Source organism: Klebsiella sp. CN_Kp091, assembly GCF_040065095.1.
Taxonomy (GTDB): Bacteria; Pseudomonadota; Gammaproteobacteria; order Enterobacterales; family Enterobacteriaceae; genus Klebsiella; species Klebsiella aerogenes.
This window is the reverse complement of the sequence record NZ_JBEAIO010000035.1, coordinates 1-15,370: the sequence shown is the minus strand read 5'-3', so window position 1 is coordinate 15,370 and position 15,370 is coordinate 1. Positions and strand designations below refer to the sequence as shown.

At 55.5% G+C, this 15,370-nt stretch carries 14 protein-coding genes and 1 tRNA gene; 8 read left to right on the top strand and 7 right to left on the bottom strand.

All coding sequences use genetic code 11. The features are described 5' to 3' along the window. Positions 1 to 3: 3 nt before the first annotated feature. The 8 genes from nrdF to leuA all read left to right on the top strand — a co-directional run bounded on the left by nrdF (position 4) and on the right by leuA (position 10,210). Complete coding sequence (gene nrdF, locus ABLV17_RS13705) at positions 4 to 966, top strand: class 1b ribonucleoside-diphosphate reductase subunit beta (RefSeq protein ID WP_213317211.1); 963 nt, start codon at positions 4 to 6, stop codon at positions 964 to 966. Positions 967 to 1,311: 345 nt separating this feature from the next. Further along, positions 1,312 to 2,514 (top strand): glycine betaine/L-proline ABC transporter ATP-binding protein ProV, encoded by a 1,203-nt coding sequence (gene proV, locus ABLV17_RS13700; protein WP_213793440.1) that lies wholly within the window; start codon positions 1,312 to 1,314, stop codon positions 2,512 to 2,514. Then, positions 2,507 to 3,571, top strand: a complete 1,065-nt coding sequence (proW, locus tag ABLV17_RS13695) for a glycine betaine/L-proline ABC transporter permease ProW (protein ID WP_087858680.1) — start codon at positions 2,507 to 2,509, stop codon at positions 3,569 to 3,571. Before proV ends, proW begins: the two co-directional genes overlap by 8 nt. A 14-nt stretch (positions 3,572 to 3,585) precedes the next feature. Further along, positions 3,586 to 4,581, top strand: coding sequence for a glycine betaine/L-proline ABC transporter substrate-binding protein ProX (proX, locus tag ABLV17_RS13690; protein ID WP_087858681.1), 996 nt, complete (start codon positions 3,586 to 3,588; stop codon positions 4,579 to 4,581). 444 nt (positions 4,582 to 5,025) lie between these two features. Then, a complete protein-coding gene (gene mprA, locus ABLV17_RS13685) occupies positions 5,026 to 5,556 on the top strand; it encodes a transcriptional repressor MprA (protein ID WP_015370069.1) in 531 nt (176 codons plus the stop codon). Between the two features lie 131 nt (positions 5,557 to 5,687). Beyond that, complete coding sequence (emrA, locus tag ABLV17_RS13680; protein ID WP_308957883.1) at positions 5,688 to 6,860, top strand: multidrug efflux MFS transporter periplasmic adaptor subunit EmrA; 1,173 nt, start codon at positions 5,688 to 5,690, stop codon at positions 6,858 to 6,860. A 15-nt stretch (positions 6,861 to 6,875) separates the two neighbouring features. Further along, positions 6,876 to 8,414 carry a multidrug efflux MFS transporter permease subunit EmrB gene (gene emrB / locus ABLV17_RS13675; protein ID WP_045395214.1) on the top strand — a complete coding sequence of 513 codons (1,539 nt, stop codon included), beginning with the start codon at positions 6,876 to 6,878 and terminating at the stop codon, positions 8,412 to 8,414. A gap of 137 nt (positions 8,415 to 8,551) precedes the next feature. Then, positions 8,552 to 10,210, top strand: coding sequence for a 2-isopropylmalate synthase (leuA, locus tag ABLV17_RS13670; protein ID WP_308957885.1), 1,659 nt, complete (start codon positions 8,552 to 8,554; stop codon positions 10,208 to 10,210). Here the strand turns inward: leuA and ABLV17_RS13665 are convergent. From ABLV17_RS13665 to ABLV17_RS13635, 7 genes are all read right to left on the bottom strand, one after another. Next, positions 10,207 to 10,974, bottom strand: coding sequence for a helix-turn-helix transcriptional regulator (locus ABLV17_RS13665; RefSeq protein ID WP_015370065.1), 768 nt, complete (start codon positions 10,972 to 10,974; stop codon positions 10,207 to 10,209). The two genes, leuA and ABLV17_RS13665, sit on opposite strands and share 4 nt — an antisense overlap. Before the next feature lie 48 nt (positions 10,975 to 11,022). Further along, positions 11,023 to 11,538: an S-ribosylhomocysteine lyase gene (gene luxS / locus ABLV17_RS13660; RefSeq protein WP_015370064.1), complete on the bottom strand. Its 516-nt coding sequence runs from the start codon at positions 11,536 to 11,538 to the stop codon at positions 11,023 to 11,025. Positions 11,539 to 11,701: 163 nt separating this feature from the next. After that, positions 11,702 to 13,258, bottom strand: a complete 1,557-nt coding sequence (gshA, locus tag ABLV17_RS13655; RefSeq protein ID WP_308957887.1) for a glutamate--cysteine ligase — start codon at positions 13,256 to 13,258, stop codon at positions 11,702 to 11,704. A gap of 66 nt (positions 13,259 to 13,324) precedes the next feature. Beyond that, on the bottom strand, positions 13,325 to 13,753 hold the full coding sequence (locus ABLV17_RS13650; RefSeq protein ID WP_047044328.1) for a YqaA family protein: 429 nt from the start codon (positions 13,751 to 13,753) through the stop codon (positions 13,325 to 13,327). Further along, positions 13,750 to 14,316, bottom strand: coding sequence for a fructose-1-phosphate/6-phosphogluconate phosphatase (yqaB, locus tag ABLV17_RS13645; RefSeq protein WP_045395223.1), 567 nt, complete (start codon positions 14,314 to 14,316; stop codon positions 13,750 to 13,752). The genes ABLV17_RS13650 and yqaB overlap by 4 nt, the downstream gene beginning before the upstream one ends. Positions 14,317 to 14,441: 125 nt before the next feature. Beyond that, a complete protein-coding gene (locus tag ABLV17_RS13640) occupies positions 14,442 to 14,756 on the bottom strand; it encodes a BON domain-containing protein (RefSeq protein ID WP_015370060.1) in 315 nt (104 codons plus the stop codon). A 294-nt stretch (positions 14,757 to 15,050) separates the two neighbouring features. Beyond that, a tRNA-Arg gene (locus ABLV17_RS13635) sits at positions 15,051 to 15,127 on the bottom strand. Between the last annotated feature and the right edge of the window lie 243 nt (positions 15,128 to 15,370).

Below are 15,370 nucleotides of genomic sequence, written 5' to 3'. Positions count from 1 at the left end.
AGGATGACCCATTTATCGCGCATCAGCGCCATTAACTGGAACAAAATCGAGGATGATAAAGACCTCGAAGTGTGGAACCGGCTGACCAGTAATTTCTGGTTGCCGGAGAAGGTGCCGCTGTCCAACGACATTCCGCACTGGCAGATTCTGACGGCTCAGGAGCAGCAGTTGACCATCCGCGTCTTTACCGGGCTGACGCTGCTCGACACCATCCAGAATACCGTCGGCGCCCCGGCATTGATGACCGACGCTCTCACTCCACATGAAGAGGCGGTGCTGTCGAACATTAGCTTTATGGAGGCGGTGCATGCCCGCTCCTATAGTTCGATATTCTCGACCCTGTGCCAGAGCAAGGATGTCGATGCCGCTTACGCCTGGAGCGAGGAAAACGCTCCCCTACAGCGCAAAGCGCAGTTGATGCTCAATTACTACCAGGCCGATGAGCCGCTGAAGAAAAAAATCGCCAGCGTGTTCCTCGAATCTTTTCTTTTCTATTCAGGGTTCTGGCTGCCGATGCACTTTTCCAGCCGCGGCAAGCTGACCAATACCGCCGATTTAATCCGCCTGATTATTCGCGACGAAGCGGTACACGGTTATTATATTGGCTATAAATATCAAAAAGGGCTGGAAATCGTCAGCGCCGCTAAGCGCGAAGAGTTGAAAAATTTCGCCTTCGATCTGCTGATGGATCTGTACGATAACGAACTGGCCTATACCCGCGAATTGTATGCCGACAGCCCGTGGCTTGACGACGTCAACGCTTTCCTCTGTTACAACGCCAATAAGGCATTGATGAACCTTGGCTATGAGGCGTTATTCCCGGCGGAAATGGCCGCCGTAAACCCGGCAATTCTTGCGGCGCTGTCGCCAAACGCCGATGAAAACCACGACTTTTTCTCCGGCTCCGGTTCTTCTTACGTCATGGGTAAAACAGAAGCGACCGCCGACGACGATTGGGACTTTTAACCTCGCAATCGCTGGGGAATATATCAACATATTCTCCAGTGATCTATTTCACATTATTCTTTATTATCACACAAATAATCCACTGGCTATTCCCTTGTCATATTTCCTTCATTTAAGCCAATTTCCCCATTCATTATTCATGCATAATCAAAAAATATCACCAGCCGTATATGATGGCTCAGCCCTTATATCATGGGCAATTCAGACAGAGTTCCCCATTCAGATTTTGGCTAGCTATTCACATCGAGGGTTGTCACAGAATCTCAGTATGTTAGGGTGTAAACAGGTAATAATCTTCACCAGGTACGATATCGATATAATTAAAGACAGGAAATCATTTATTGCATGGCAATTAAATTAGAAATCAAGAATCTCTATAAGATATTTGGCGAGCACCCGCAACGCGCGTTCAAATATATTGAAAAAGGACTTAGCAAAGAGCAAATACTGGAAAAAACGGGGCTATCGCTTGGCGTTAAAGACGCCAGTCTGGCCATTGAAGAAGGCGAGATATTCGTCATCATGGGACTTTCCGGTTCAGGGAAATCCACCATGGTTCGCCTTCTCAATCGCCTGATTGAACCCACCCGCGGACAGGTGCTGATTGACGGCGTCGATATCGCCAAAATCTCAGATGCCGAGCTTCGCGAGGTGCGCAGGAAAAAGATTGCGATGGTGTTCCAGTCATTCGCCCTGATGCCGCATATGAACGTGTTGGATAACACCGCGTTCGGTATGGAACTAGCCGGCGTCTCCTCCGAAGAGCGCCAGCAGAAAGCACTGGATGCGCTACGTCAGGTGGGGCTGGAAAATTACGCTCACGCCTATCCCGACGAACTTTCCGGCGGGATGCGCCAGCGCGTCGGCTTAGCCCGCGCATTAGCGATCAATCCCGATATTCTGCTAATGGATGAGGCCTTCTCAGCGCTTGATCCGTTAATTCGTACCGAAATGCAGGATGAGCTCACCAAATTACAGGCGAAGCATCAACGTACCATCGTTTTTATTTCCCACGACCTTGATGAAGCTATGCGTATTGGCGATCGTATTGCCATTATGCAAAATGGCGAAGTGGTGCAAATTGGCACCCCTGACGAAATTCTGAATAACCCGGCGAATGATTACGTTCGTACTTTCTTCCGCGGCGTCGATATTAGCCAGGTATTTAGCGCTAAGGATATTGCCCGCCGTAGCCCGGTTGGCCTGATTCGTAAAACCCCCGGTTTCGGCCCGCGTTCAGCGCTGAAATTATTGCAGGATGAAGACCGTGAATATGGCTACGTCATTGAACGCGGTAATAAGTTTGTCGGTATTGTCTCCATCGACTCTCTGAAAAGCGCGCTGAGCGAAAATCAGGGGCTCGATGCGGCGTTAATTGACTCCCCGCAGGCGGTGGAGGCACAAACGCCGCTCAGCGACCTGCTCTCCCACGTCGGCCAGGCGCCCTGCGCCGTCCCGGTGGTGGATGAAGGGCACCAGTATCTCGGCATTATTTCAAAACGCATGCTGCTACAGGCTTTAGATCGCGAGGGGGCAAACAATGGCTGATCAATCTAACCCATGGGATACCGCTGCGCCAGCGGATAACGCGGCGCAGTCCGCCGACGCCTGGGGAAACCCAACACCCGCGCCCGCTGACGGCGGCGGCGCCGACTGGCTTAACAGCGCGCCTGCGCCGCAGCCAGAACATTTCAATATTATGGATCCGTTCCATAAAACGCTGATCCCGCTCGATAGCTGGGTCACCCACGCCATCGACTGGATCGTGCTGCACTTCCGTCCGCTGTTCCAGGGGATCCGCGTGCCGGTGGATTATATTCTCAGCGCCTTCCAGCAGTTGTTGCTGGGAATGCCGGCGCCGGTGGCGATTATTCTCTTCGCGCTGATCGCCTGGCAGATCTCCAGCGTCGGCATGGGCATAGCCACTCTGGTCTCGCTGGTAGCCATCGGCGCTATCGGCGCATGGTCGCAGGCGATGGTCACCCTGGCGCTGGTGCTTACCGCGCTGCTGTTCTGCATGATAATCGGCCTGCCGCTGGGGATCTGGCTGGCGCGTAGCCCGCGAGCGGCGAAAATCATCCGCCCGTTACTTGACGCGATGCAGACCACGCCGGCGTTCGTCTACCTGGTGCCGATCGTCATGCTGTTCGGTATCGGCAACGTTCCGGGGGTGGTGGTGACCATTATCTTCGCCCTGCCGCCAATTGTCCGCCTGACCATCCTCGGGATTAACCAGGTGCCGGCAGACCTCATTGAGGCCTCACGCTCCTTCGGCGCCAGCCCGCGCCAGCTGCTGTTTAAAGTCCAGCTGCCGCTGGCGATGCCGACCATCATGGCCGGCGTCAACCAGACGCTGATGCTGGCCCTGTCGATGGTCGTTATTGCCTCGATGATCGCCGTCGGCGGCCTCGGTCAAATGGTGCTGCGCGGTATTGGCCGCCTGGATATGGGGCTGGCGAGCGTCGGCGGGGTCGGGATCGTTATCCTCGCGATAATCCTTGACCGCCTGACGCAGGCCGTCGGCCGCGATTCCCGCAGCCGCGGTAACCGCCGCTGGTACACCACCGGACCTCTGGGGCTGATTACCCGCCCTTTCTGTAAATAAGAGAAGGAATAACGATGCGACATACTACACTCCTTGCCACAGCGTTTACCGCCCTCGTCACAACCAGCGCGTTTGCTGCCGAGCTGCCGGGTAAAGGCATCACCGTGAAACCGGCGCAGAGTACCATTTCAGAAGAAACTTTCCAGACGCTGCTGGTCAGCCGCGCGCTGGAAAAACTGGGCTATACCGTCGAAAAGCCGAGCGAAGTCGACTATAACGTCGCCTATACCTCCATCGCCTCCGGCGATGCCACTTTTATTGCCACCAACTGGCAACCGCTGCACGATGATATGTACGCGGCGGCGGGCGGCGATAAAAAATTCTACCGTGAAGGAACCTTCGTCACCGGCGCGGCGCAGGGCTATCTGATCGACAAGAAAACCGCCGAGCAGTACCACATTAAGTCCATCGACCAGTTGAAAGATCCGAAGATCGCCAAACTGTTTGATACCAACGGCGATGGCAAAGCCGATCTCACCGGCTGTACCCCCGGCTGGGGCTGCGAAGCGGTCATCAACCATCAGATTGATGCCTATGGGTTGAACAATAAAGTGGTCCATAACCAGGGCAACTACGCAGCGATGATGGCCGATACCATCGCCCGTTATAAAGAAGGCAAACCGGTTCTTTATTATACCTGGACGCCGTACTGGGTCAGCGACGTGCTGAAACCGGGTAAAGATGTGGTCTGGCTGCAGGTGCCGTTCTCCTCTCTGCCGGGAGAACAGAAAGATATCGACACCAAGCTGCCGAACGGCGTCAACTATGGCTTCCCGGTGAACACCATGCACATCGTCGCCAACAAAGCCTGGGCTGAGAAGAACCCGGCGGCGGCGAAGCTATTTAGCCTGATGAAGCTGCCGATTGCCGATATCAACGCCGAAAACGCGATGATGCATGCCGGCCATGCCTCAGAAGCCGACATCAACGGCCACGTTGATGGTTGGATTAAAGCCCACCAGCAGCTGTTCGACGGCTGGGTGAAAGAAGCGCTGGCGGCGCAAAAGTAATTTCTCCCCTCTCCCCACGGCGTTTACCGTCGTGGGGACCGCCCTTCCCCAGAACCAATACGAAACAGATATGCCTAAAAAGGGATTTTCTGATTTCCCATTTTAGCGATTGTGAAGCCGTCACGCCGTCTGCTAAGGTGAACAAATCTTTCCAGGCGTAATTTTCACCAGCGTTATCAATAAGTCACCGATATGGAAACGCCTGCTCCCCGACGTCAGCGCCATTGGCTACCAACACGGGTAGGTTGCGCCGCGTTCAGGTTGAGCTTACAGGCGACGAACAGCATTATTATCCCTACGCAACTCAGCGCTTTAGCCTATGGTTTGGCATGGAAAATCGGCGACTCGCCGGAGATTTTAAGTATTAATAGTGACCAATAATTCATTTGCTTTATTTGTCACAATAGTTATTATATCGGCTGTAATTAATGAGGTTATACCCAAATGGATAGTTCGTTTACTCCCATTGAGCAGATGCTCAAATTCCGCGCCAGCCGCCATGAAGATTTCCCTTTCCAGGAGATTCTCCTCACCCGTCTCTGTATGCACATGCAGGGTAAGCTGCTGGAAAACCGTAACAAAATGCTGAAAGCGCAAGGGATTAACGAGACATTATTTATGGCGCTGATAACGCTTGAGTCTCAGGAAAATCACAGCATTCAACCTTCCGAGCTGAGCTGCGCGCTGGGTTCGTCACGCACTAATGCCACCCGCATCGCCGACGAACTGGAAAAACGCGGCTGGATCGAACGTCGTGAAAGCGACAACGATCGTCGCTGCCTGCACCTGCAACTGACCGACAAAGGTCATCAATTCTTGCGCGAGGTATTACCTCCGCAGCACAACTGTCTACATCAGCTGTGGTCTTCTTTAAGCACCGCGGAAAAAGACCAGCTGGAGCACATCACCCGTAAACTGCTTGGCCGCCTCGACCAAATGGAAGAAGACGGCGCGCTGGCGGGATCCCTGCGCTAAGCACGGAGCCGCACAATATTTTGAGTTGCAAGGAACACGGTCAGGCCAGCAGATCTTCTGCTGGCCTTTCTGGTAAACAGGTCGGCTCAGCCGATGTGAAATAATAAGAATGTAAAATTGTGGAGAATCAGATGAGCGAAAATGCGGCGAGCCAAACTCCGCAGCAATCAGGCAGCAAGAAAGGGAAACGCAAAGGCGCCCTTCTGCTCCTGACCTTGCTCTTTGTTATTGTGGCCGTAGCCTACGGCATTTATTGGTTTTTAGTCCTGCGTCATTATGAAGAGACCGATGACGCTTATGTGGCAGGGAACCAGGTACAGATCATGGCTCAGGTTTCTGGTAGCGTCACCAAGGTCTGGGCCGACAACACCGACTTTGTGCAACAAGGCGATCCGCTGGTCACCCTCGACCAGACCGACGCCCAACAGGCGTTTGAAAAAGCCAAAACCCAGCTGGCGGCAAGCGTGCGTCAGACTCGCCAGCAGATGATCAACAGCAAGCAGCTGCAGGCGAATATTGACGTCAAAAAAACCGCCCTCGCCCAGGCGCAGGCAGACCTTAATCGCCGCATCCCGCTGGGCGCCGCGAACCTGATTGGTCGCGAAGAGCTGCAGCACGCTCGTGACACCGTCGCCAGCGCGCAGGCCGAACTCGACGTCGCTATTCAGCAGTACAACGCCAACCAGGCGATCGTACTGGGCTCCAAACTGGAACAGCAGCCTGCGGTGCTGCAGGCGGCGACCGAAGTCCGCAACGCCTGGCTGGCGCTGCAGCGTACGCAAATCGTCAGCCCGATTAGCGGCTACGTTTCCCGCCGCTCGGTGCAGCCTGGCGCGCAGATTGGCACCACTACCCCGCTGATGGCGGTGGTTCCGGCCACCAACCTGTGGGTTGACGCCAACTTTAAAGAGACCCAGCTTGCCCATATGCGTATCGGCCAGCCGGCGACCATCGTCAGCGATATCTACGGCGATGACGTGAAGTACACCGGTAAAGTGGTCGGCCTGGATATGGGTACCGGCAGCGCCTTCTCCCTGCTGCCGGCACAAAACGCCACCGGTAACTGGATCAAAGTCGTCCAGCGTCTGCCGGTTCGTATCGAGATAGATGCTAAACAGCTGGCGCAACATCCGCTGCGCATCGGCCTGTCGACGCTGGTTGAAGTAGACACCAGCAATCGCGAAGGCGAGATGCTGGCAAGCCAGGTACGTAGCTCGCCGGTCTATGAAAGTAATGCCCGTGAAATCGGCCTTGAGCCGGTAAATAAACTGATCGACGGTATCATCCAGGCCAACGCCGGATAATTCGGGGTGAGCGTAATGCAACAGCAAAAACCGCTCGAAGGCGCGCAACTGGTCATCATGACCATTGCGCTGTCGCTGGCGACTTTCATGCAGGTGCTGGACTCCACTATCGCCAACGTGGCTATTCCTACCATTGCCGGTAACCTTGGCTCGTCGCTGAGTCAGGGAACCTGGGTCATCACCTCGTTTGGGGTGGCGAATGCTATCTCCATCCCGATTACCGGCTGGCTGGCGAAGCGCGTCGGCGAAGTGAAACTCTTCGTCTGGTCGACGGTGGCATTCGCCATCGCCTCCTGGGCCTGCGGGGTGTCGAATAGCCTGACGATGCTGATTTTCTTCCGCGTGATTCAGGGGATCGTCGCCGGTCCGCTGATCCCGCTATCGCAGAGTCTGCTACTCAGCAACTACCCGCCAGCGAAGCGCTCAATCGCGCTGGCGCTGTGGTCGATGACGGTCATCGTCGCGCCGATTTGCGGCCCAATTCTCGGCGGCTATATCAGCGATAACTACCACTGGGGCTGGATCTTCTTCATCAACGTGCCGATTGGCGTGGCGGTGGTTCTCATGACGCTGCAAACCCTGCGCGGCCGCGAAACCCGCACCGAACAGCGGCGTATCGACGGCGTCGGGCTGGCGCTGCTGATTATCGGGATCGGCAGCCTGCAGGTTATGCTCGATCGCGGTAAAGAGCTCGACTGGTTCGCTTCCAACGAGATTATCATCCTGACCATCGTGGCGGTGGTGGCGATAAGTTTCCTTATCGTCTGGGAGTTGACCGACGATAACCCGATAGTCGACCTGTCGCTGTTTAAGTCGCGTAACTTTACCATCGGCTGTTTGTGTATCAGCCTGGCCTATATGCTCTACTTCGGCGCCATTGTATTGCTGCCGCAGCTTCTGCAGGAGGTATACGGCTACACCGCCACCTGGGCCGGTTTGGCTTCGGCGCCGGTCGGGGTGATCCCGGTCATTCTGTCGCCGATTATCGGCCGCTTTGCCCATAAGCTCGATATGCGGCGGCTGGTGACCTTCAGCTTTATTATGTATGCGGTGTGCTTCTACTGGCGCGCGTGGACCTTTGAACCGGGAATGGACTTTGGCGCATCGGCCTGGCCGCAGTTTATCCAGGGCTTTGCGGTGGCCTGTTTCTTCATGCCGCTGACCACCATCACCCTCTCTGGCCTGCCGCCGGAGCGGCTGGCGGCGGCGTCGAGCTTGTCGAACTTTACGCGAACCCTTGCCGGCTCCATCGGTACCTCAATTACCACCACCATGTGGACCAACCGCGAGGCGCTGCACCATGCGCAGCTCACCGAGTCGGTGACGCCGTTCAACCCCAACGCCCAGCAGATGTACGATCAACTACAGGGCATGGGAATGACCCAGCAGCAGGCTTCCGGCTGGATTGCCCAGCAGATAACCAACCAGGGGTTGATTATCTCCGCCAACGAAATCTTCTGGGTCTCGGCGGGGATCTTTATCCTGCTGCTAAGCCTGGTCTGGTTCGCCAGACCGCCGTTCAGCGCCGGCGGCGGTGGCGGAGGCGCGCACTAAGTATCAACAAAAGGGACCTACGGGTCCCTTTTTTATTGCCCCGACTTTGTCCATTTCGCGCTAGCTTCTGTCCATTTCGCTAAAGCCGCCGATTCGTTATGTCATGCAGGATAAAGCTCCGACTACAGGAGAACATCATGCTGACCAATCCTTGCGAAAAATACAGCCCTTATCCGCCTATCGCCCTGCCCGATCGCCAGTGGCCCGAGCGGCAAATCACTACCACGCCGCGCTGGCTTTCCACCGATTTGCGCGACGGCAACCAGGCGCTGGCCGAACCGATGGATGCCGCACGCAAGCTGCAGTTCTGGGAGCTGTTGCTGGAGTGCGGTTTTAAAGAAATAGAGGTCGCCTTCCCCTCCGCCTCGCAAACCGACTTCAACTTTGTGCGCCAGCTGATTGACGAGCAGCGCATCCCTGAAGATGTCACCATTCAGGTACTGACTCAGGCGCGGGAAGAACTCATAGCACGAACCTTTGAAGCACTGCGCGGCGCCAGACAGGCGACCGTCCATCTCTACAATGCCACCGCGCCGCTGTTTCGCGAGCTGGTTTTCGGTATGGAAAAGGCCGAAGTGATCGAGCTCGCCACCCGCGCCACCCGGCTTATTCGTCAGCATTGCGAGCAGCAGCCAGACACCTGTTGGCAATATGAATATTCACCGGAAACCTTCTGTTTTACCGAGCCGGAATTCGCCCTTGAAATCTGCGAAGCGGTGGCGGAAATCTGGCAGCCCTGCGGCGAACGGCCAATGATTATTAATCTTCCGGCAACGGTCGAAGTCAACACTCCGAACGTCTACGCCGATCGGATTGAATATTTTTGCCGCCACTTCTCGCGCCGCCAGGATGTGTGTATCAGCGTGCATCCGCATAACGATCGCGGTACCGGCGTCGCCAGCGCCGAACTGGCGGTGATGGCCGGCGCCGATCGCGTGGAAGGCTGTCTGTTCGGCAATGGCGAGCGCACCGGCAACGTCTGTCTGGTCACGCTGGCGATGAATCTCTATAGCCAGGGCGTGGATCCGCAGTTGCGCTTTATGCAGATGAATCGGGTGGTAGAGATCGTCGAGAGCTGCAACCAGCTCCCGGTACATCCGCGTCATCCATGGGCAGGCAGTCTGGCCTACACCGCCTTTTCGGGTTCACATCAGGATGCCATTAAAAAAGGGTTTGATGCCCGTAAACCGGGAGATCGCTGGCAAATGCCGTATTTACCTATCGACCCACAGGATATCGGCTGCAGTTATGAAGCGGTGATCCGCGTTAACAGCCAGTCAGGTAAAAGCGGTAGCGCATGGCTGATTGAGCAGAACCACGGTCTTAAGCTGCCGCGGGCATTGCAGCAGGACTTCAGCCAGTACGTTCAGCAAGAAACGGATAGCCATGGTAAAGAAATGACCCATAACGCATTATGGCAGCTGTTTCGCAGCCGTTACGGCCTGCTGGCGCAGCCGACGCTGGCGTTACTCGACTATCAGAGCGACGGCCAGCAGGATGGCGAACTGACGTTACAGGCTGCGCTGCGGATGAATGGCGAAACCCGCCGCTTGAACGGACGCGGGAACGGTTTGTTATCCGCCGCCGCCAACGGCCTGAGCGCACTGTTAAAACGTCATTTCGTTATCAAGGATTACCACGAGCATACCCTTGGGGCGCGCAGCGACAGCCGCTCCGTTGCCTATATTCGCTGCGTCTTTGCCAATGGCGAAAGTCGATGGGGCGTAGGCATTGATAATGACGTTGCCCGCGCCTCGTTACAGGCGTTGTGTAATGCCGTTCACGCCAGGGATTAATCCAACGGGCGAAAATAGTCGCTGGGCGCGGTCCCCATGACCCGGCGGAACATGGCGCTAAAAGCGCTGTGACTGCCGTAACCCAGATCCAGCGCTACCCGTAGTACCGACTGCCCCTGCGCCAGGCGAACCAGCGCCTCCATCAGCTTCGCCCGGCGCACCCATTCGCTCCACGTCAGGCTGGTCTGCTGTTGAAAATGGCGGTTCAGCGTACGCTCGCTCATTCCGCCTGCTTGCGCCGCCTCACGGCTGCCCCACGGTTCACCGGGCGCTTCGCGCACCCGCTGGCATAACCGACGCAGGCTATCGCTATGCGGTTCCGGCAAACCGAAAGGTAATACCGACATCCCGCGAATCTCATCCAGCATCAGCTCATAGATACGTTCATCGCGGGTGCCGGGGAAATAGCGCTCTTCCAGCGCCAGCGACGCGACGATAAGCTCACGCAGCAGCGGTGAGATCTGTACGATCTGGCAGGTAGAGGGCAGATCGGCACGGGCCAGCGGATCGATAAATAGCGTCCGTGCGGCCACATTGCCGGTTATGCGCAACGCGTGCGGCGTATGTGCCGGTAGCCAGACGCCGCGCCCCGGCGGCACGACCCAGAATCCGACCGGCGTTTCCACCCGAACCACGCCGCTGAGAATATGCAATAACTGAGCGCAGTCGTGGCAATGCATTGGTTCGCTATCGCCGTGGGCGTAATCATGGGCAAATGGCACCAGCGCGCGGTGCTGGAAGGAAAAGGAGAGCGTTGTCGACATGATAAGCGGAGAGCGGCCCGACGCGATGGCCGGGCCGACACAAGCGCACTAGATGTGCAGTTCTTGCAGTTTTTCTTTCGGCAGCGCCAGTTCATCGTTGCTGTTGATGCGAACATCACGCTCAATGATGTGGCGGGCGATATCCTGCGCTTCCTCCAGCGAGTGCATGGTGTAGGTTCCGCACTGGTAGACGTTCAGCTCAGGGATCTGATTCTGATCTTTGACTTTCAGCACGTCAGCCATCGCCGCTTTCCAGGCATCGGCCACGCGTTGCTCTTCCGGCGTACCAATCAGGCTCATGTAGAAACCGGTACGGCAGCCCATCGGAGAAATGTCGATAATTTCCACGCCATTACCGTTCAGGTGATCGCGCATGAAACCAGCAAACAGGTGCTCCAGTGTATGAATACCGCGCTCCGGCATCACTTCCTGGTTCGGTACGCAGAATCGCAGATCGAAAACGGTGATTTGATCGCCGTGCGGCGTGTTCATTTTCTTCGCGACGCGCACCGCAGGCGCTTCCATTCGGGTATGGTCGACTGTGAAACTATCTAACAACGGCATTCTTCACCTCCGATAGTGATTTTTTTTAAAATAAAATGAACTCTTCGTTCAACAGCGAGTCTGAGTATATGAAAGACGCGCATTTATTATCATCATCATCCCTGAATCAGAGATGAAAGTTTGGCCACAGTGATGTGGCCTTTTTCTTTTGTAGCGCTTTTTACTACGCGTGTCGTGCTAAAAGTGCCTCGAACGGCTCGCTATCTTCCGCTTCCACTTTCTTCTGTCGCGCGACCGACGCATCACGTTCGGCGATAAAATCTTCTTCGCTTAAAATTTCCAGCGGTTCATCGCGCAGCATCGTACGATACTCATCAGCCAGCTTACGCCCGGTACCGCCAATCCCTTCTTCAATCATAGAACGCAGAATGCGCGCTGAGAACGTTAATTCCGGATCGTCGAAGCAGGCCTGCAGCTCATCGCACACCTGTTGATACGCCTCGCCGCCGTGGATGCTGTCCAGCGTTTGCGCCACGCGACGTAAATCACGGAACAGATCTTTACCCACCTGCGCCAGCGGGAACTGCGCGCTTTCACAGCCAATCCCCAACGTCAGGCCCGGTTTACGGCCCTCAAGAATCACCCGGTTCCAGTTAGTACGGGTACACAGCAGTTCGCTGCTGCTCATTTCCGGCGCATCGGCCAGCACGCACCAGACCATAAACAGATCGAGGAAGCGCACCTGCTGCTCATCCACGCCGATCGGCGAGAATGGGTTGATATCCAGCGAACGCACTTCGATATACTCAATGCCGCCGCGCAGCAGCGCATCGGACGGCGTTTCACCGCTACGGGTCACGCGTTTCGGGCGAATCGGCGCGTACAGCTCGTTTTCAATCTGCAGAATATTGCTGTTGATCTGCAGATGTTTGCCGTCTTTCTCAAGCCCGATTTTAGCGTACTCTTCCGATGGCGTTTTAATCGCCCGCTTCAATCCTGCCACATACTCGTGCAGATCGTTAAACGTAATTCCGAGATTGCTTTGCGACTTATTGGTATAACCGAGGTCGCTAAGACGCAGAGAAGTGGCGTATGGCAGGTAATACATGCCGTTTCCGGCCTTCTCAAACGGCAGAGTCGTCGGTTTACCCTGCAGGAACGAGGAGCAAATCGCTGGCGACGCGCCGAACAGGTACGGGATCACCCAACCGAAACGGTAGTAGTTACGAATCGAGCGGAAATAACCGGCCGAGATCGCCTCTTTGCCGCTTTCCGCGTCTTCCACGCCGCACTTGGCCTGCCAGAACGCCATCGGCAGCGAAAAGTTATAGTGCACGCCAGAAATGGTTTGCATCAGCGCGCCGTAGCGATTTTTCAGTCCTTCGCGATACAACGTTTTCAGCCGGCCAACGTTAGAGGTGCCGTATTGCGCCAGTTCAATATCCTGACCCGGCGCGATATAGCACGGCATGCTCAGCGGCCACATCCGCTCGTCGCCGAGCTGGCGGGCGGTGAAGCGATGCACATCGCGCAGGAAAGTCAGCATATGATCGACATCGCCATCCACTGGAGTAATAAACTCCAACAGGGCTTCGGCAAAATCAGTGGTAATCCATTTATGGGTCAGCGCCGAACCTAAAGCTAAAGGATGGCCGGTCGTGGCCAGCGTGCCGTCGGCGTTAACGCGCAGCGTTTCGCGCTCAAGCCCACGTTTAATGCCTTGCAGCGCCTGCGGATTTTTTTCCAGCCAGGCCAGCGCCTGTGATACATCCGGGATCAATTTGACCTCCCGCCTGTCGAAATCGTTTGAATTAGCATAATTGTAATGGTTGAACAATCAGTCCAATTAGTGCCACCACGTCATGCCCTGAAGGGTTGCCGCCGCAATGACGATATAACGCAACGCCTTACCAAGGCATAAAAAAAAGAGCACTGGTCCCCAGGAAATGCGCATCCATCCCGCCAGTAAACACAGCAAATCGCCTATAACAGGCGCCCAGCTCAATAATAATGTCACCGCGCCATAGCGTTTAAGCCAGCCGGTTGCCCTCTCCTGCCAGCGCGATTGCTTGCGCAGCGGGAACAGGCGCCCCAGAATAACGTTAGTTACCCCTCCAAGGCTATTGCCGATTGTTGCTATTAATACCAGCAGCCACGGTTGACTTGCCCCCGTAAGAAGCATAGCAACCAGCACCACTTCCGAGTTGCCGGGCAGTAAAGTGGCGCTTAAAAAGCTGCTGGCAAAGAGCGACAGGAGCGACAGCGCGTCGCTCACAACAGACGCACATCCACAGCATCCATACCCGCGCGCTTCGCCGCTTCGAGACCGAAGTCGGCATCTTCAAAGACTACGCAGGTTTCCGGCGCGACGCCCATGCGCTCCGCGCACAGCAGGAAGGTATCGGGCGCGGGTTTATGCTGCGTCACGTGATCGGCAGCCACCACCGCGGAGAAATAGTGACGCAGGCCAAGATGCGCCAGTAGCGCTTCGGCGACAGCGCTTTCGCTACCGGTGCCGACCGACATAGGTCGACGGCCATGCCACTCTTTTACCACGTCTATCAGCGGTAACGGGCGTACGCTATCCAATAGCATCGCTTTGACGGCGACGGTTTTTTCCTGCGCCAGACGATGCGGATCTAAATCAGCCTGATTCAGCTCAATGATCGCCTGGGCAATACGCCAGGTTGGAGAACCGTTGAGCGCGACCACGGCCTGCTCATCGAAACGCATACCGTAACGGCCCAATACTTCACGCCATGCCTTACGATGCGTCGGCTCGGTATCGAGGATGGTGCCATCCATATCGAAAATCAGTCCTGCGTAACGTTGGTACATCGTGTTCTCACAAACCGGATAAGGAAACGTTACTGTATCGCAAAAGGCGGGTTTTGTCGCGGGGGGCCAGAGACAGCAAAGGCGCCTGCAGGCGCCTTAATCAACTCGGGATAGCGAAAACCGTATTATTTGATTCGCAGGTCGTTCTCAACCACGCGCACGCCCTGCACGCGACGGGTGACCTCTACCGCGCGTTTAGCGCTCTCAGCCGACGATACAAAACCGCTCAGCTGTACGCGGCCTTTAAAGGTCTGCACGCTAATTTCTGAGGATTTGATATCTTTTTCGTTAAACAGCGCGCTTTTTACCTTGGTGGTTACCACGGTATCGTCAATATAACCGCCGGTGCTTTCTTTGGTGGACGATCCGGCACAGCCGGCCAGAGATACGGCGACCAGAAGCGTTGCGCAAAAGGCAGGTATTGCTTTGAACCATTTCATTGATTTCTCTCCTTGCATTCATCACACCCGGTTCAGGTAGATCTACAGGGATAAATTATAGTGGAAAGAGCGACTTGCCAATAAGAAATGTGTTGATTATCGAGGAGATAAAATGCGTCGTACTGATGGGATGAAAATTGGAGAGTTTTATTGAAGAGAAGATGGTGCATCCGGGAGGATGACTCGGCTGCGCCTCGCCCTACGGGCCGTTGCTAACGCAACGTTATCCTCCCTGGTACTCGCGATAATTTCGCATACCATGCAACATTGAGATTGCTGTTACTGAGGAGAATATGGTGCATCCGGGAGGATTCGAACCTCCGACCGCTCGGTTCGTAGCCGAGTACTCTATCCAGCTGAGCTACGGATGCATCGGGAAAGCTATTTAACTGCGAGGTTATTCTGTTGCAAATCTCGTGGCGAGAAGATGGTGCATCCGGGAGGATTACTCGGCTGCGCCTCGCCCTTCGGGCCGTTGCTTACGCAACGTTATCCTCCCTGGTGCTTGCGATAATTTCGCAGGCCATTAAACAACATCGTCGCTGTTGCTAAGGAGAATATGGTGCATCCGGGAGGATTCGAACCTCCGACCGCTCGGTTCGTAGCCGAGTACT

Coding starts and splice junctions, on each gene's coding strand:
- nrdF (WP_213317211.1), top strand. CDS start 4: ATGACCCATTTATCGCGCATCAGCGCCATTAACTGGAACAAAATCGAG.
- emrA (WP_308957883.1), top strand. CDS start 5,688: ATGAGCGAAAATGCGGCGAGCCAAACTCCGCAGCAATCAGGCAGCAAG.
- mprA (WP_015370069.1), top strand. CDS start 5,026: ATGGATAGTTCGTTTACTCCCATTGAGCAGATGCTCAAATTCCGCGCC.
- proV (WP_213793440.1), top strand. CDS start 1,312: ATGGCAATTAAATTAGAAATCAAGAATCTCTATAAGATATTTGGCGAG.
- emrB (WP_045395214.1), top strand. CDS start 6,876: ATGCAACAGCAAAAACCGCTCGAAGGCGCGCAACTGGTCATCATGACC.
- proW (WP_087858680.1), top strand. CDS start 2,507: ATGGCTGATCAATCTAACCCATGGGATACCGCTGCGCCAGCGGATAAC.
- luxS (WP_015370064.1), bottom strand. CDS start 11,538: ATGCCGTTGTTAGATAGTTTCACAGTCGACCATACCCGAATGGAAGCG.
- yqaB (WP_045395223.1), bottom strand. CDS start 14,316: ATGTACCAACGTTACGCAGGACTGATTTTCGATATGGATGGCACCATC.
- leuA (WP_308957885.1), top strand. CDS start 8,552: ATGCTGACCAATCCTTGCGAAAAATACAGCCCTTATCCGCCTATCGCC.
- proX (WP_087858681.1), top strand. CDS start 3,586: ATGCGACATACTACACTCCTTGCCACAGCGTTTACCGCCCTCGTCACA.
- ABLV17_RS13665 (WP_015370065.1), bottom strand. CDS start 10,974: ATGTCGACAACGCTCTCCTTTTCCTTCCAGCACCGCGCGCTGGTGCCA.
- ABLV17_RS13640 (WP_015370060.1), bottom strand. CDS start 14,756: ATGAAATGGTTCAAAGCAATACCTGCCTTTTGCGCAACGCTTCTGGTC.